Source organism: Pseudorhodoplanes sp. (genome assembly GCF_059499825.1).
This window is the reverse complement of sequence record NZ_JCABZI010000018.1, coordinates 26,015-42,924: the sequence shown is the minus strand read 5'-3', so window position 1 is coordinate 42,924 and position 16,910 is coordinate 26,015. Positions and strand designations below refer to the sequence as shown.

The following is a 16,910-nucleotide window of genomic DNA, read 5'->3' as shown; positions in this document are numbered from 1 at the left end:
CTTCGACACGTGACCGCACCCGTTCAGACGCTCGTTCGGCCCGCCGACACCTCGCTCGGCGCCAGCATCGCCGTGCGCGATCTGAGCGTCACCTATCCCAACGGCTTCACCGCGGTCCGCGACGCAAGCTTCAGTCTCGATCCCGGCAGCATCTGCGCGCTGGTCGGCATCAATGGCAGCGGCAAGTCCACCATCTTCAAGGCGATCATGGGCTTCGTGCGCCCTTCGGCCGGCGAGGTGCGGCTGTGCGGCCTGCCGGTCGACGAAGCCATCAAGAAGAACATCGTCGCCTACGTCCCGCAGAGCGAGGATGTCGACTGGAACTTCCCGGTGCTGGTCGAGACCGTGGTGATGATGGGCCGCTACGGCCACATGAATTTCCTGCGCATGCCGTCACGGGCCGACCGCTACAAGGTCGACGAGGCGCTGGAGCGCGTGGGCATGACCGCCTATCGCCACCGCCAGATCGGCGAGCTCTCCGGCGGCCAGAAGAAGCGCGTCTTCCTCGCCCGCTCGCTGGCGCAGGAAGGCCGGATCATTCTGCTCGACGAGCCGTTCACCGGCATCGATGTCAAAACAGAGAGCGCGATTATCGGGCTGCTGCGCGAATTGCGCGATAGCGGACATCTGATTTTGGTCTCCACGCACAATCTCGGCAGCGTTCCGGATTTCTGCGACCAGGTGGTGTTGATCAACCGGACTGTGCTCGCGGCCGGGCCGACGTCGGAGGTCTTCACGCAAAAGAACCTCGAGCGTGCGTTCGGCGGCGTGCTCCGCAACTTCCAGCTCGGCGGCCGCGATCTGCATGACGACGACGACGCGCGCAGCGTCACGGTACTGACCGACGACGAGCGCCCGCTGGTGTTCTACGGCGACAAGCCCGAAAGCACCAAACAGCCCGGCGCGAAGGATCAGGGCGGCACATGACCGCGCTGTTCGCCGAGTTGCTGGTCCCGTTCAGCTACAATTACATGCTGAAGGCGATGTGGGTGAGTGCGCTGGTCGGCGGCGTCTGCGCCTTCCTGTCCGCCTATCTGATGCTGAAGGGCTGGTCGCTGATGGGTGACGCCCTCGCCCATTCGATCGTGCCGGGCGTTGCCGGGGCTTACATCATCGGCGCGCCATTCGCGGTCGGCGCCTTCTTTGCCGGCATCGTTGCGTCGCTCGCGATGCAATTCGTGAAGCAGAAGTCGCGGTTGCGCGAGGATGCAGTGATCGGGCTGGTGTTCACCGCCCTGTTCGCGCTCGGCCTGTTGATGGCCTCGATCTGGCCGACATCGGTGAGCATCCAGACCATCGTGCTCGGCAATATCCTCGCCATTTCCGACGAGGATGTGCTGCAGGTCGCCGTGATTGCCGCCGTGTCGCTCACGATTCTGGCTTTCATCTGGAAGGACCTGATGGTCACCTTCTTCGACGAAAGCCACGCGCGCTCGATCGGCATCAATGCCGGTCTGCTGAAGATCGTATTCTTTACCCTGCTCTCGGCCTGCACGGTCGCCGCCCTGCAGACGGTCGGCGCCTGTCTGGTGATTGCGATGGTGGTGACGCCCGGCGCCACGGCCTATCTGCTCACCGACCGCTTCGGTCGCCTGATCCTGATCTCGATCGCGATCGGTACCGTCACCAGCTTCGCCGGCGCCTATATCAGTTATTTCCTCGACGGCGCCACCGGCGGTGTGATCGTCACCCTGCAAACCCTGGTGTTCCTCGCCGCCTTTATCTTCGCACCGAAGCACGGGATGCTGGCCGCGCGGAGTCGCCGGATCGCCGGGTCGGAGATCGCGGCATGACCGCACTCTACGAGCTGATTGCCTTGCCCCTGTCCTACCCCTTCATGCAGCGCGCATTGGTGGTGTCGCTTCTGGTCGCCGCCGTCTGCGCGGTGTTGTCCTGCTATCTGGTGCTGAAAGGCTGGTCGCTGATGGGCGACGCGATTTCGCATGCGGTGCTGCCGGGCATCGTGATCGCGCACGTGCTCTCCATCCCGCTCGCGATCGGCGCCTTCGCCGCCGGCCTCGGCTGCGCGCTCCTCACCGGCTACCTGAAGGAAAACAGCCGGATCAAGGAAGACACGGTGATGGGCATCGTGTTTTCCGGCATGTTCGGCTTCGGACTGGTGCTGTTCACCAAGGTCGAGACCGAACAGCATCTCAATCATATCCTGTTCGGCAACGTGCTCGGCGTGACCACACGCGACCTGATCGAAACCGCGATCGTGGCCGGCGGCACGCTGGCGATCGTGCTGTTGAAGCGGCGCGACCTGCTGCTCTATTGCTTCGACCCGAACCATGCCCGCTCCATCGGCCTGCCGGTGCGGGTGCTGCATTACGGGCTGCTGGTGCTGCTCGCGCTCACCATCGTCGCCTCGCTGAAGGCGGTCGGCATCATCCTGGTGATCGCGATGCTGATCGGACCGGGCGCCACCGCCTATCTCCTGACCGACTCGTTCGAGCGGATGCTGATGATCGCCACCGCCGTGGCGCTGACGTCGGCCTTTGTCGGCACCATCGTCAGCTTCCACATCGACGGTGCGACCGGAGCCTGTATCGTGCTGATCCAGGCGTTGATCTTTGCCGCGGCGTTTCTGTTCGCGCCGAAAGGCGGGGTGCTTCGGCAACGGTCCGCCTCGGCCGGTACCCAAAACTGACCCGTTTCGGGTCAGAACTCCTCCCAATCCTCCTTAGCCAGGGCTGCTGACGATTGCGCATGGACGCGGCGTCCGGATCCGCGGGCCGGCTGCGGTTTCGCTTGCGGACGCCCGCCGCCAGCGGGGCCCGGGCGGCCGGACGCGTGTCCAACCACCTTCGCGGAGGCCAGCGGCTGCGCCGCAACCGCGGTTTTGAACACCGAAACGCGGACGTCCGTGTTAGAGGCCAATTCCTCGAGTGTACGGACGCTCGCGGCATTCTCCTCAACAAGTGCTGAATTCTGCTGGGTCATTTCGTCCATCTGCACGAGGGCCTTGTTGATCTGATCGATCCCGCCCGCCTGCTCGTCGCTTGCCTTCGATATGTCGGCAACGATCTCGACCACATCCTTCACCGAGGCCACGATATCCTGCAACGAGGCACCGGCGAGATTGACGAGTTGCACGCCTTCCTGCACCTGATTTGAGGAATTGTTGATCAGATCCTTGATGTCCTTCGCAGCCTGCGACGACCGCTGTGCCAGGCTTCGGACCTCGGATGCCACCACCGCGAAGCCGCGCCCCGCTTCTCCTGCGCGCGCCGCCTCTACCGCGGCATTTAGTGCCAGCAGGTTGGTCTGACGCGCGATCTCATCAATCACAGAAATAATGTCGGAAATCCTGCGCGACGATTCCTCAATCCGAGACATGGCGGTCACTGCGTCCGACACGATCTGCCCACCCCGGTCGGCCGTGCTGCGCGTTGCACCGATCAATTCGTTCGCATGCCGCGCGTTGTCCGCGTTCTTTTTTACGGTGGTGGAAATCTCCTCCATCGAGGCCGAGGTTTGCTCGAGGCTCGCTGCCTGCTCTTCAGTCCGTTGCGAAAGGTCCATCGTGCTGGATGAGATTTCAGCCGACGCACTCGACACCTCGCGTGCTGCGGCCTTGATATCCGCGATAACTTCGCCGATCGACGCGACGAGTTCGTTGAACCCCTCACTCAGAAGCCGATTTGCCCCCGCCTTGCCATCGAGCGGAATCTGCTGGGTCAGATCCTTGTCGCGCGCCACGCCCACGATCTGCTCAGCGATCATGCGCAACTCGGTGATATTGGATGCGTATTTGACCACCTTCGTCGGCTTGCCACTCAGATCAAGAATCGGATTGTAGCTCGCCTGAATCCAGATCTCGGCTCCGTTCTTGGCCAAGCGCTTGTACTGCCCGGCGTCGTATTGGCCGCGGGACAGCCGATCCCAAAACAACCTGTACTCTTCGGTTTCGCGATAAGACGGATCCACGAAGATGCGATGGTGTTTCCCACGGATTTCGTCGAGCGTATATCCGAGAGTCTTCAGGAAGTTGTCGTTCGCCGTCAGAATGGTGCCGTCCGGCGTGAACTCGATCACCGCCTGCGACTTGTGAATCGCCGCAATCTGACCTTCGAAATCCGCATTGCGGCGCTTCTGCTCGGTGATGTCTGTGGCAAACTTCACAACCTTGATGGGTTTCCCGCTCTTGTCGAAGATCGGATTGTAGCTGGCCTGGATCCAGATCTCCTTGCCACCCTTACCTAGGCGACGGTACTGGCCGGTGTCGAATTCTCCGCGTCCGAGCTTTTCCCAAAAGCGTCGGTACTCGGCCGTGTCCCGGTCGGCGGGACCGACAAACATCGAGTGGTGCCGGCCCTTGATCTCATCGAGCGAATAACCGACCGCATTGAGAAAATTTTTGTTGGCGTGAAGGATCTTGCCATCGATCGCGAACTGGATCACGGCCTGCGATCTATCGATCGCGGCGATCTGGCCCGCCATGTCAGCCTTGCTCAGGCCGGGATCGCTGGTCTTCGACATGAAGGCAAACATGCAAGGGGCTCCTTGAGGAGCACTCTTACGGGACTTGTTAGCGCGGCTCTCTCGCAGTTGACGCAAGTTCGGGCGCAAGTGATTTTGGTTTCACCGCTTCAACCTTGAGACGGTATGCAAATCCGAAGACACGGCACAACGCATTCGAGCCGTGCACGCACGGACCGACCTGAGGACTTACGAACGGCCTTGAAGGAATCTACGAAGCCATCATACCGCGCGCCGCTTAAACACTCGTAAAGCGAGCAGCGAGCCTTTTTTATGCAACTAAAATTATAATGACGGTAGCGCCGACCAAACTGCACTGAGCCTTTCAGAGGCGACGCTATGCTTCGCTTTCGTCCCGCCCATAAAATTTGGTGCCAAGCTCGATCGGGTCACGGCCCTGGCTGCGGCGATGCGCATTGGTATCGCGCAGCGAATAAACGCAGCCGCAATATTCCTGCTGGTAGAATTCCTCGCGCTTGGAAATCTCGATCATGCGCGCCGCGCCGCCGCCCTTGCGCCAGTTGAAATCCCAGTAGCTCAATCCGTCGTAACGGCCGGCGGCACGCTGGCCGCAATCGTTGATCTGCGCCATGTTCTTCCAGCGCGAAATCCCGAGCGACGATGTCATCACCGGGAAGCCGTGCTCATGTGCGTAGAGCGCGGTGCGCTCGAAGCGCATGTCGAAGCACATGGTGCAGCGGATACCGCGCTCCGGCTCCCATTCCATGCCCTTGGCGCGCGCGAACCAATTGTCCTTGTCGTAATCCGCATCCACGAATGGCACGCCGTGCTTTTCGGCGAAGCGCACATTCTCGTCCTTGCGCAACAGATATTCGCGCTCGGGGTGGATGTTCGGATTGTAGAAAAAGATCGTGTAGTCGATGCCGGAGGCCAGCATCGCTTCCATCACCTCTCCGGAACAGGGCGCGCAGCAGGAATGCAGCAGCACCTTTTTGTGCCCGCCGGGAGGGGTCAGTGGTTTGCGCTCGTAGGTCGTCATGGGCGGGCTTTTAGCCGATGCGGCCGGCCAGCGCCACCGCCCGTCGCAGATTCGTGAAGGGTTGCGGGTTCCCGGCGGCCCGCGGTTTCATTACACTTTCCGGATTGCAACATGCCGGGACGCCGCCATGTCACGTATTTCCAGCCTGTGCCTTTGCGTTTCGCTGCTGCTTCTGCTCTCCGCACCGGCCTCCGCAGGCAAGCGGCTCGCCCTGGTGATTGGAAACGGCAATTACAGCACCGTCGACCCGCTGAAGAACCCCGCCAACGATGCCAAAGCGGTGGGGCAATCGTTGCGTGACCTGGGTTTCGGCGTCACGCTTGCAATCAATGCCGGCAAGGCCGATTTCGAAAGGACGATCCGCGACTTCGCCGACTCCCTCGCTGGCGCGGATGCGGCGGTGTTCTACTACGCGGGGCACGGCCTGCAGGTCGACGGCCGCAATTATATGGTCCCGGTGGACGCCAGGCTGTCCGACGAAGCCGACCTCCCCTTCCAGCTGGTGGCGTTGGACATCGTGCTGCAAAGGCTCGCGCATCATCGCATCACCAATATCGTGATCATGGACGCCTGCCGCGACAACCCGCTTGGCGACAAACTCTCCAAGGCGCTCAGCCAGCGAAGCGACGCGGTGGGATCCGGGCTGGCCAATGTCTATGCCAGCGCCGGCACGCTGATCTCGTATTCGACCCAGCCCCATCACGTCGCACTCGATGGCGACGGCGATAACAGCCTGTATTCCGGCGCGCTGGCACGGCACATGAGTACGCCCGACATCGACGTGCTCGACATGCTCAAGCGGGTGCGCAGGGACGTGTATGAGCGCACGAACAAGGCCCAGCTGCCTTGGGACAATCATGCGCTGATCGACGACTTCTTCTTCAAGGACACGGCCGGATCGAAGGACAAGTCCGGGCCCGACCGGGACCGCGTTCAACCGCCCGGAGACCGGCAGGCGATCGTCGTGCCACCGGACCGTGACGCCGTGCTCATCGGCAAGCCGCCGGTTCATCCTTGCGACATCATCGCAGGCAGCGCCAGCGATCCGGAGCGCGTCACACGCGGAGTGACCATGGGCGAACTGAACGGTCCGGATGGCGTCAAGGCCTGTCGGGCCGCACTGGCGCGTTACCCGAACACACCGCGTTTCGAATTTCAGCTGGCTCGGGCGCTGCAGAAGAGCGGCGCCAACGTTGAGGCGGCCGCGCTGTATCGCAGCCTGGTCGAGCGCGGCTATTTCGCGGCGTTGACCAATTACGGCTGGATGCTCAACGGCGGTCTCGGCGTCGCGAAAGACCAGAAGGCCGCTGTCCGCCTCTATCTGCTCGCCGCGCAACAGGGCGATAATTTCGGGATGTTCAACACCGCGATGGCCTATGACAGTGGCGAAGGGCTTCCCTACGATCCACGGCAAGCGGCGCGCTGGATCTATGCCGCGATCCGGCTCGGGCACGACTATTCGGTTCGCATGATGGTGCAGCGACCGGACGGCTGGACCCGCGACTTCCGGATCGAACTGCAGCGCCTGCTGCAACGCGCCGGCGCTTACGATGGACCGCTCGACGGCAATCTCGGTCCGGGCGTTGAATCGGCGCTGCGCCGCGTGAAGGATCTGCCTTTCGCGCCGACTCCCGGCGGCAATGTCCCGAAGGAGCGCTTCGACGCAACGACGATTCCGGTCAATGCTCCGCTGCCGCCGCGTTGATCGGAAACGATCAGCGCGCGCCGGGTTTCGACAGATTCAGTCCGTTGTTCGGCTCGTCGACCGGATCGAACCGCGTCGGAGGAGGCGCATTCAACGGCAAAGAACCCGGATCGAATTTCGGAGCCGGCGCATTGACCGACACGTCCTTCGGATCGAACCGCGGCTTGGGCGCGTTGACTGGCGGTGAATCGCGGTCGAAGCGCCGCGCCTCGTTGTCACGGTCGCGACCGCGTCTGCGGTCGCGATCGTCCGCTTCCGGATTGCCGCCGCGGCCGTCGGCGCACAGCGCGTAACGCACCTGACATTGGCCGCCGCCCTTTTCCCGTTCGCAATACTCGAACGCGTTCTGCCCGGCGGTCTCAAACGAATCGCCTGCGCTCGTGAAGGCCTGGGTAAAATTGGTGCGAGACCGTCGCCCGCGCTCGGCGTAGCGCGTCAGCGCAAAGCCGAGACAACTCGGCGCCGCGACCGACGTGACTTTCGGATCGCGGCCCGACCGCCGCTGCAGCCGTTCCAGCGCGACAATCTCGGTTTCGCGACGCGTGCGGCCCACCTCGGCGGCAAAGTTACCGAGCCCGTCAAAGGCGATCGCGACCCACGGCGAGGGCGCAGGCATCGTCATCATCTTGGTGATCGTGGCCCGGGTCAATTGTCCGTCGGCATTCAGATTGGCGAATTTCTGGAACTGGGCGAGGCCGCGCACGGTCTCCTGGTTGAACTGGCCGTCGAGATTCTCGATCCGCAGGCCGAAATCGTACAATCGTTGCTGGATACGCAGGACGACATCCTGAGACGGTGTGAATGCGTCCTCACCATCGCGTACCGCGGGTGCGGACGCATCGCGCTCCTCGATCCGAATTTGCCGCGTGCCGCGTTCCAGACGCTCATTGGCGCACCACCGCGTATTGGCCTCCTGCGCAGCGGCACCGCTTGCGTCCTCGACCCGCAGATCGGTCCAGCCATAAAAGGGCTGCTCGCCTTTGGCAGCTTCCTGCTGGATCAGCGCACTCATCTTCACCAACGCCAGCGCCTTACCCCCTGCATCGAACTGGGCGAGCTTGCAGCGCAGGATCACGACGTCGTCGGCTGCCGCCTTGCGGCAGACCTCGCCCTGCAAACGCTCCGCAATCTCGGTCAGGCGTCTGGACTTGTCCGAGTCGCGTGCCGTGCGCGCGTCGGCCGCGCGCGCCAGAACGGGCGTGACAAGGTTGAGACTGTCGCGATCCGCACACAGAAGCGGACGTTGCGGGGCGGCGATCGATTCGTGCAATCGCAACGCGGTCTGCGCCTGAGCAGCACCCGCAGTGATCGTGGTCAGAACAGCCACAAGAGCGAGCTTGGCTACGCACGCCATCGGGAAAGCCCTCGAAGGAAATGGTAGTTCGATCCTACGGTCAAAGCCGCATGCTCACAAGGTTCGGGGTCGCGAAACGCCAAGCAGAGCGGCGTCACATTGCCTTGATCCGAACCGCCAATACTGCAGGCATTTACACACCCTCAGCCGCCGGCAAGGGCGCGCGGCCACGGATCATGTCGGCTGCTTTCTCCGCAATCATGATCACGGGCGCATTAGTATTGCCGCCAATCATGCGCGGGATGATCGAGGCGTCAACCACGCGCAAACCGTCTACGCCGCGCAGCCTCAATTCGGCATCGACGACATCCTCGGCATTCTTTCCCATGGCGCAGGTGCCGACCGGGTGGAAACAGGTCTGCGCCGATGAACGGATGTAATCCTTCAACGCTTCGTCGCTTTGCGCCGCCGGACCGGGACAGATTTCGGCGCCGCGCACGCGCTCCCACCCCGGCGCTTCAAGCACGCGGCGGGCAAAGCGCAAGCCCCGCAGGAGATCGTCGAGATCGTCCGGCTCGCTGAAAAAGGCCGGATCGATCAGCGGCGCAAGCGCGGGATCTGTTCCCGCAAGCTTGACGGTGCCGCTGCTCTTCGGCCGCAGCAGCACGGTGATCAGGCCGTAGCCATGGCCGATCCCCATACGGCCATCGGCGCTGCGCTCCGCCGGCATCAGGATGAACTGGATATCCGGCCGGTCGAGGCCCGGTTTCGATCGCACGAAGCCGCCGGCCTGCAGCCCGGTATTGGCGAGAAGCCCGCGCCGGAACAGCGCGTATTTGACGATGGTCGCGGTCATCCAAGGCAGGGTGCGCCATGACATGCCGTAGGGAATGGTGGTCGGCGTCGAATATTGCACCGGCGATGTGATGTGATCCTGCAACTTGCGCCCGACCTGCGGCGCGTGATGCAGCACCTCGATGCCATGCGCCCGCAATTCCGCGCCGTCGCCGATCCCGGAGCGCATCAGGATCGCGGGCGATGCGAACACGCCGGCGGACAGGATGACCTCGCGCCGCGCAGCGATCCGGCGCCGCTCTCCCGCCTGTATGACATCGACTCCCGCTGCGCGCCGCCCTTCGAATGCAATGCGTGACACCAGCGTATCGCAGAGAATGGTGAGGTTCTTGCGCGTGCGCGCATCCTTCAGGAAAGCGGTGGCGGCGGATTCGCGACGGCCATTGCGGATCGTGACCTGCCTGTGGCCGAAGCCTTCCTGCTCGCGTCCGTTAAAGTCTTCGGTGCGCGGAAGCTGCAGCGAGTCGGCCGCGTCGAGCATCATCTCGGTCAGCGGATTGTAGCTCTCGCAATCACTGACATTCAGTGGACCGCCAACGCCGTGATAGGGCGAGGCGCGGAACTGCTCGTTGTTTTCGGATTTGCGGAAATAGGGCAGCACCTCCGCATACGACCAGCCCGGATTTCCCCACGCCGCCCAGTCGTCGTAATCGGCTCGGTGCCCGCGGATATAGATCGAGCCGTTGATCGAGCTCGAGCCGCCGAGCACACGGCCGCGCGGCAGGAATACCTTGCGGCCGGCGACATGCGGTTGCGGCTCCGACCGGTAGCGCCAGTTCAGCGTCGGATGCTTGATCAGCCAAGTCACGCCGAGCGGCATATGGATCAGCGGATGGCGGTCGCGGGGACCTGCCTCGATCAGACAGATTCGGACATTCGGGTCTTCGCTCAGCCGGCTTGCGAGCACGCAGCCGGCTGAGCCGCCGCCCACGATCACATAGTCGAAGTCGGAGTCGCCCGGCGTTGCATGCGCGGCGGACATGCGTCCTCCCATTTCCGGCGTCATTGACAGCGCCATTTCGTTCAGCAGAATGGCATTCCAAAATCGGACTGGCAACACGTCCCCAACCGGGGCAGGTTGCGAAGTCGCATAACGAATAAATCAGCGGAGGACGCATGGCACCGGCGACGCCCAGGCTCGAATTCGTTTTCAGGATCAAGATGCTGCTCGGCATCCGTCAGAAGTTCGGCCCGTTGCCGCAGGGCAGCATCCGCGGCTTCGTATCGGCTGCCGGCGGCACCGTCGAAGGCCCACGGCTGAATGGCCGCGTGGTGCCAAACAGCGGTGCGGACTGGGCGCTGTATCGTGACGATCACACCGTCGGCTTCGACGCGCGCTACATGCTGGAAGCCGATGACGGCACGCCGATCTACATGATGAACCGCGGCTACCGGCACGCACCGCCCGACGTTGCGGCGCGCCAGGAGGCGCTCGAGCCGGTGGAGCCGACTGAATATTACATGCGGATCGCGCCTACGTTCGAGACGCCGATCGGCAAGCATGACTGGCTGACGCGCACGATCATCGTCGGCTCGGCCGAACGCCGCAGCGATCATTCCATCTTCGATTATTACGCGGTGCTGTGAGGCTTGGTCTTTCCGGGGCGCGCCGAAGGCGCGAAGCCGGAATGACGATAAAGTTGGCGCGCTAGCGCGGAGCGCCAAACACCCGCCGCATCTCCGTCACCTGCTCGAGTTCCTCAAGCCGCCCGACCAACTGCCGCACCGCCGCGGCATCGATCGGCTCGCGCGCAACAGCGAGACAATCCTCGACCTTGCGCCGCAACGCGCTTTCATCCATCGGGTTGTTCGGATGTCCCATCGGATCGATGACCTCGCGCGTTACACGGCTACCATCGGCAAGCGTGAGGGTCAGCACGCCGCGCGTGGATTGCTCCAAGGTCCACGCCGGTTCAATGACATGATGCACCTTGTCCGCAAGCGCATGCAGCCTCGGATCGGCGAGCCGCTCCGCGGAGAAGTCGCGCAACGTCACGTCGCCCTGCCCCAGCGCGACCGCGACCGTGAACGGGACGGAGAATTTCGCGTCGATCGCGGTCTTCGGCCGGCGCTTCTGCGCGGGCGGGTCGCACAGCACCGCAAAGAACGGGCTGACCGTGATATCGATCCGTTCGATGCGATCGGCATCGATCGCTTGCTCGCGCACCATCGACAGCGCGCCTTCGACAAAGGCATGGGTGCCCCGGCAAGAGGGCCAGGGCTTGAAGCTGACCTTGGCGCCTTCGTAGTCCTGCCCCAAGCCGTTCAGCATGCGCGCAGCATCGAACCTGCCGCGCGCGAAATTCGCATACAGCCCGCCCGGTCCCTCGATTGGCCGGTCGAAGGCCTGCAAACCGCGGCGCGCCAGTAGCGCCGCCGTCACGCCCGCGCGGGCGCTGAAGCCATCGCGGACCGCACGCAGATGCGACGCCGGATAGCTCACCAGCGCATCGCTGAACACCGCCTGACAGGAGGCGAGCGCCAGGCTCTGCACGATCTCCGCTTCGGACAGTTTCAGTACCCGGGCGACGGCAGCGGCGGCGCCGTAGGCGCTCAGCATCGGGATGAAATAGAAGCCACGCTTCTCCACGCTTTCGGTCAGGCCCAGCGCCAGCCGGCACGACAGGTCGGCGCCGATCGCAACCGCATCCAGGAATTCGCGTCCGCTTACGCCGCCAGCAAACTCCGCAGCCGCGAGCGCGGCCGGCACGACCGCCGCATGCGGATGCACCAGCGTCGCGTCGTGGGTGTCCTCGAAATCGAGTGCGTGTGCCATCGCGCCGTTGGCGAAGGCAGCCATGATCGGCGAGGTGCGAAAGTCGAACCCAAGCACGGTGCACGCGCCGCTTTCCCCGCTTTCTTTCGCAAGCGCAGCAAAAGCATCGCAACCCTCGCCGAGGCCGCTCGCAGCCGTCATCACTCCGATGGCATCGATCGCCGCGCGCCGCGTTATCGCGCGGACCTCCGCCGGTACCGTCGCCGATGCAACATGGCGGGCCAGCGTCGCCGAGATTTCAGGCGCGGCATTCATGACGTTTCCCCCGGCTCGGGCTTTGTGCGGATGTCTTCCGCGTTTCTTGCGTGCAAACTAGCAAGCCGATATTGTGCCATCCAGTGATATGGCATTCCGATAAACGAAACGCGACATGATGGGAGGACGGCTCACTCAGGGACTGCGCCGCGCAGCGCAGGTCAAGCCTGCCGGCGTGGCAGCGATCGATGGCGCACATCGCTATTCCTGGAGCGAGGTCATGTCGCGTGTCGCGCGCGCAGGAGGAATTCTCCGCGACGGCAAGCTGTCGGACGGCGGACGCGTGGCGATCCTCGCGCTCAACAGCCACCGCTATTTCGAGATCTACTACGCGATCCCCTGGGCGGGCGGCGCCATCGTGCCGCTGAATACCCGCCTGGCGCTGCCAGAACTGCAATATATCCTCGAGGATTCAGGCGCCGAAATCCTGATCGTGGACGAGAATTTCGTCTCGGTGGCGCAGGCCATCCGCGAGCGCGTACCGGCTCTCCGCATGCTGCTGCACATTGCCGACACGCCCGCGCCCGACGGCTTCGCGGACTATGAGACACTGATCGCAACGACTGAGCCGGCGGCGGATGCCGGCCGTCACGGCAGCGACCTTGCTGGAATTTTCTATACCGGCGGCAGCACCGGCAAGGCCAAGGGCGTCATGCTCAGCCACGACAACATGGTCACCAATGCGGTGAACGGCTGCTACATGATCGGCTACGATCCGAGCAGCGTGTATCTGCATGCCGCACCGATGTGCTACCTCACCGACGGCATGTCGACGCTATCGATCACCATGGCCGCGGGCACGCATGTCTTTATCCCGCGCTTCGAAGTCGAGACCTGTCTCGACGCTATGGCCCAGCACCGCGTTACCAACATCGCGTTGGTGCCGACCATGATCAGCATGATCGTGAATTCACCCGGCATCGAGAAGCGCGACCTGTCGAACCTGCGGCAATTCATGTTCGGGTCTTCGCCGATCACCGAAGGCACCCTGAAGCGCGCGGTCGAACTCTGGCCCAATATGAAATTCCTTCACGGCTGGGGCATGACCGAATTGTCGCCGATCGGCAGCATGATTCCGCATCACCTGCGGGATCCCAAGGTCTCAGGCGACAAGCTAAAGTCCTGCGGCGTGGCACCGCCCAATGTCGAGGTCATCATCGCCGACGAGGATGGCAAGGAAGTCCCGCGCGGCACCATCGGGGAAATCCTGGTGCGCGGCCCGATCGTGATGCAGGGCTACTGGAACAAGCCGGAGGAAACCGCGGCGGCCTTGCGCGGCGGCTGGCTGCATACCGGCGACGCCGCAATCATGGATGAGGACGGCCTGATCTTTATCGTCGACCGGCTCAAGGACATGATCATCTCCGGTGGCGAGAACGTGTATTCCACCGAGGTCGAGAACGCGATCTCGGTGATGCCGGAGATTGCCGAAGTTTCGGTGATCGGCATTCCCGATCCGAAATGGGGCGAAGCGGTCCATGCCATCGTGGTGCCGCGCAACGGCGCATCCGTGACGGCCGAGGCGGTGCAGGCGCATTGCCGCAATCTGATCGCCGGCTATAAATGCCCACGCAGCGTGGAATTGCGGACCGAGCCGCTGCCGGTATCCGCCGCCGGCAAGATCCAGAAAAACGTGCTGCGCGAGCCCTATTGGCGCGGTCAGGAGAAGCGAGTGAATTAAAGCGCGCGACCTGACCGGCAACAAGCATCGCGCCACAAGGCAAAACAACGGCGCGGCAAGGGAGGACGACAATGTCGAGCAACGATAGCACGATCGCTCCGCCGGCCCGGGTCGGTTTCTTCGGCCTCGGCGCGATGGGATGCGGCATGGCGGTCAATCTGGTGAAGGCCGGCTTCACGGTCTCGGCCTACGATCCGTCCGTCGACACGCGCAAGTCTTTCGAAAGCCGCAGCGGCGCCAAGGCGGTCGCGACACCGCGCGAGGCATGCGAGAACCAGGACGCGATCGTCACCATGCTCGGCGACGGCAAGATCGTGCGTGCGGCGCTGTTCGGCGGCGACGCTCCGATCACGACTGCGAAGACCGGAACGCTGGTGATCGACTGCTCGTCCTCCTCGCCGCCGGACACGCTCAGCCTTGGCCAGGATCTGGCGCAACGCGGCCTCACCCTGATCGATGCGCCCGTCTCCGGCGCGCAAAAGGGTGCCAACGACGGCACGCTGACGCTGATGGTCGGCGGCGATGCCGCCCTCGTGAAACGCGCCGACACGATCCTTCACGCGATGGGCAAGTCGATCTTCCATACCGGCCGGCTTGGCGCCGGTCACGCGATGAAGACCATCAACAATTATATTGCCGCACTGAATCTTGTCTCGGCGCTGCAGGGCCTGCTGGTGGGGAAGAAATACGGCCTCGACCCGGAGCAGATGGTCGACATCATCAATGCATCCTACGGCCGCAACGCCGCGACCGAATTCGTGGTGAAGCAGCAGGTCACGTCCGGCAAATTCGCAGCCAACTTCAAGATGTGGCTGATGGCGAAGGATGCCAATGTGATGGCCGAGACCGCGCGGCACGTCGGCTATAACGCGCCGCTGCCGCAGGATCTGACGGCCTGGCTCGCCGACGCGGAAAAGATGCTCGGCCGCGATGTCGACTTCACCAACATGTACAAATATTTCGACACGTTCTGGGACAGCGGTAAGGCGGGGGGATGATGTGCCACGTTACGTGTCCGCATACGCAGTGTGTCCCCTCCCCCCTTGCGGGGGAGGGCTAGGGAGGGGGGTAAACAGCAATCACATCCGCTGCAGCTTACCCCCCTCCCGACGCCCTTCGGACGTCGACCTCCCCCGCAAGGGGGGAGGTAAGTCGGAGCAAGCGGCAATACCTCACACTCCCCTGAACACCGGGGCCCTGCGCTCGCGGAACGCGGCAAGTCCCTCCTGGCCGTCGGGACCGCGCGTCACTTGTTTCTGGTAGCGCGCCTCCAACTCCAGCACCGCGTCGAGAGAGCGGTCTTCGGCCAGAATGTCCTTCGTCGCCCGGAAAGCGGCGGTGGGACCGCTGGCGATCAGCGCTGCAAGCTCGGACGTGCGCTCGGCCAACGCATCGGCCGGCACCGCCTCGTTGATCAGACCGAGATCGGCGGCCTCGCGCCCGCTCAGCAGGCGGCCGGTGAACACCAGTTCGGCGGCGCGATGCCGGCCCAGCCGGCGCTGAAAGAAATAATGGCCGCCTGAATCGAGCACGGCACCGATGCGGCGGAACGGGCTGCCGAAGATCGCATCGTCCGATGCAATCGTCATGTCGCAGGCCAGGGCCAGCCCCAGTCCGAAACCGAGCGCGGGGCCACGCACCGAGGAGATGGTCGGCACCGGCAGCGTATACAGCCGTTGCAGGATCGGACCGATCCGGTTCTGCAGTATGTCCTCCGCATCCTCACCGTCGGGATCGATCTCGCGCACATCGCGCCCCGAACAGAAGCTCGTGCCGGCGCCGCGGATCACCAGACAGCGCGACGCAAGCACGCGCGCGCTTGCGAACAGCTCGCCAAGCGCATCCATCTCGGTAAGCTTGAGGCTGTTCTTCGTCTGCGTGCGGTCGATCTCGAGCACCAGCACCGCGCCCTCATCGATCAGCCTGAACGGATCGCTCATGACCGCGCCCTCCGTAATGCGGCCCCGGCCGCCGGCGCTTCCGTGGCCGGCTCGGAATAACCAAGGGCCTTGCTCAAGTCCCGCGCCTTGCCGATCACCAGATCCGCGAGTTGTTTGTGCATCGCGGGCTTGTAGCGCATCATCGGCATGGTGATGCCGAGCGAGCCCATCACGTTGCCGTCGGCATCGAAGACCACGCGCGCGAAACCGATCGCTTCCGGAAAAATCTCGCCCTCCGCCGAGGCATAGCCGCGCTCGCGGATGTCTTGCAGCGCGGCTTTCATATCGGCGAGCTTCGGTGGCGGATTGCCGGCGGGTGACGGCCCCGCCTCAGCCACCGCCTTGGCCACCACATCGTCCGGCAGATAGGCCAGCATGCAGCGGCCGACCGCGCCCCAGGCCACCTTCTGCTCCATCAGTGGCTCGAAGTGATAGCCGAGCGGATGCGGCGAACGCGCGACCACGGTTCCGACGAAGCGGCGCGACGCCGGCAGATACATCGCAAAATAGCAGGTCTCGTGGCAGGCATCGCGCAGCGCATCGAGAATCGGCCGCGCGATCTCCTCGACATCGATCTGCCGGGTAATCAGCGAAGCAACACGGAACAATTCGCGACCGGCGCGATAGCGCTGTGTCGTGGCCCGCTGTTCGATCAGCCCTTGCGTCATCAGCAGCTTGAGCAGCCGGTGTACTGTGCTCGGCGGCAGCGACAATCTTTGCGCGAATTCCTTGACCGAGATTTCCCCGCCCATTTCCGCGACGCATTGCAGCAGGCGCACGACGCGAACCACAGTGCTGGTTGCTTCTTCCGACACCTTGCATGCCCCTTTAATGTGCTCGCAGAAATCCGATCGCGGCTTGTCAGGTCGCCCAGTGCGCTCTATCCTACTGAGTGGAAGAGCATTCCGCTAGAAGGAATGAC

Annotated in this window: 14 protein-coding genes; 7 read left to right on the top strand and 7 right to left on the bottom strand. The window is 63.5% G+C overall.

The window, feature by feature from the left end; translation table 11 throughout:
- The first annotated feature begins 9 nt into the window (after positions 1-9).
- The 3 genes from AC5I5I_RS21710 to AC5I5I_RS21700 are packed head-to-tail and all read left to right on the top strand — an operon-like array spanning position 10 to position 2,650.
- Positions 10-927 carry a manganese/iron ABC transporter ATP-binding protein gene (locus tag AC5I5I_RS21710; RefSeq protein WP_495976523.1) on the top strand — a complete coding sequence of 306 codons (918 nt, stop codon included), beginning with the start codon at positions 10-12 and terminating at the stop codon, positions 925-927.
- The gene (locus AC5I5I_RS21705; protein ID WP_495976521.1) at positions 924-1,793 is read left to right on the top strand and encodes a metal ABC transporter permease; all 870 of its coding nucleotides are present in this window, start codon (positions 924-926) and stop codon (positions 1,791-1,793) included. Before AC5I5I_RS21710 ends, AC5I5I_RS21705 begins: the two co-directional genes overlap by 4 nt.
- Positions 1,790-2,650 carry a metal ABC transporter permease gene (locus AC5I5I_RS21700; RefSeq protein WP_495976519.1) on the top strand — a complete coding sequence of 287 codons (861 nt, stop codon included), beginning with the start codon at positions 1,790-1,792 and terminating at the stop codon, positions 2,648-2,650. Before AC5I5I_RS21705 ends, AC5I5I_RS21700 begins: the two co-directional genes overlap by 4 nt.
- 11 nt (positions 2,651-2,661) lie before the next feature.
- On the opposite strand, the gene AC5I5I_RS21695 is transcribed toward AC5I5I_RS21700, so the two are convergent.
- Both AC5I5I_RS21695 and AC5I5I_RS21690 read right to left on the bottom strand, forming a co-directional pair.
- A complete protein-coding gene (locus AC5I5I_RS21695) occupies positions 2,662-4,443 on the bottom strand; it encodes a methyl-accepting chemotaxis protein (RefSeq protein ID WP_495976904.1) in 1,782 nt (593 codons plus the stop codon).
- Positions 4,444-4,819: 376 nt separating this feature from the next.
- Positions 4,820-5,482: an epoxyqueuosine reductase QueH gene (locus AC5I5I_RS21690; RefSeq protein ID WP_495976517.1), complete on the bottom strand. Its 663-nt coding sequence runs from the start codon at positions 5,480-5,482 to the stop codon at positions 4,820-4,822.
- A 127-nt stretch (positions 5,483-5,609) separates the two neighbouring features.
- Between AC5I5I_RS21690 and AC5I5I_RS21685 the strand changes: the two genes are divergently transcribed.
- Positions 5,610-7,187 (top strand): caspase family protein, encoded by a 1,578-nt coding sequence (locus tag AC5I5I_RS21685; protein WP_495976516.1) that lies wholly within the window; start codon positions 5,610-5,612, stop codon positions 7,185-7,187.
- 10 nt (positions 7,188-7,197) lie between these two features.
- Here AC5I5I_RS21685 and AC5I5I_RS21680 read toward each other — a convergent pair whose 3' ends face one another.
- Positions 7,198-8,541, bottom strand: coding sequence for a peptidoglycan-binding protein (locus AC5I5I_RS21680; RefSeq protein WP_495976514.1), 1,344 nt, complete (start codon positions 8,539-8,541; stop codon positions 7,198-7,200).
- 133 nt (positions 8,542-8,674) lie between these two features.
- The gene (locus AC5I5I_RS21675) at positions 8,675-10,318 is read right to left on the bottom strand and encodes a GMC family oxidoreductase (protein WP_495976513.1); all 1,644 of its coding nucleotides are present in this window, start codon (positions 10,316-10,318) and stop codon (positions 8,675-8,677) included.
- Between the two features lie 134 nt (positions 10,319-10,452).
- Between AC5I5I_RS21675 and AC5I5I_RS21670 the strand changes: the two genes are divergently transcribed.
- The gene (locus AC5I5I_RS21670) at positions 10,453-10,923 is read left to right on the top strand and encodes a DUF3237 family protein (RefSeq protein WP_495976512.1); all 471 of its coding nucleotides are present in this window, start codon (positions 10,453-10,455) and stop codon (positions 10,921-10,923) included.
- Positions 10,924-10,984: 61 nt separating this feature from the next.
- Here AC5I5I_RS21670 and AC5I5I_RS21665 read toward each other — a convergent pair whose 3' ends face one another.
- Complete coding sequence (locus AC5I5I_RS21665) at positions 10,985-12,367, bottom strand: MmgE/PrpD family protein (RefSeq protein ID WP_495976511.1); 1,383 nt, start codon at positions 12,365-12,367, stop codon at positions 10,985-10,987.
- A gap of 115 nt (positions 12,368-12,482) precedes the next feature.
- Here AC5I5I_RS21665 and AC5I5I_RS21660 point away from each other — a divergent pair, with 115 nt between their 5' ends.
- Together AC5I5I_RS21660 and AC5I5I_RS21655 are read left to right on the top strand one after the other, a co-directional pair.
- Positions 12,483-14,048 carry a class I adenylate-forming enzyme family protein gene (locus AC5I5I_RS21660; protein WP_495976510.1) on the top strand — a complete coding sequence of 522 codons (1,566 nt, stop codon included), beginning with the start codon at positions 12,483-12,485 and terminating at the stop codon, positions 14,046-14,048.
- A gap of 71 nt (positions 14,049-14,119) precedes the next feature.
- Complete coding sequence (locus AC5I5I_RS21655) at positions 14,120-15,046, top strand: NAD(P)-dependent oxidoreductase (protein WP_495976508.1); 927 nt, start codon at positions 14,120-14,122, stop codon at positions 15,044-15,046.
- Positions 15,047-15,220: 174 nt separating this feature from the next.
- Here the strand turns inward: AC5I5I_RS21655 and AC5I5I_RS21650 are convergent, their stop codons facing one another.
- Positions 15,221-15,988 (bottom strand): enoyl-CoA hydratase/isomerase family protein, encoded by a 768-nt coding sequence (locus tag AC5I5I_RS21650; RefSeq protein ID WP_495976506.1) that lies wholly within the window; start codon positions 15,986-15,988, stop codon positions 15,221-15,223.
- Complete coding sequence (locus tag AC5I5I_RS21645) at positions 15,985-16,803, bottom strand: IclR family transcriptional regulator (RefSeq protein WP_495976504.1); 819 nt, start codon at positions 16,801-16,803, stop codon at positions 15,985-15,987. Before AC5I5I_RS21645 ends, AC5I5I_RS21650 begins: the two co-directional genes overlap by 4 nt.
- Positions 16,804-16,910 lie beyond the last annotated feature (107 nt).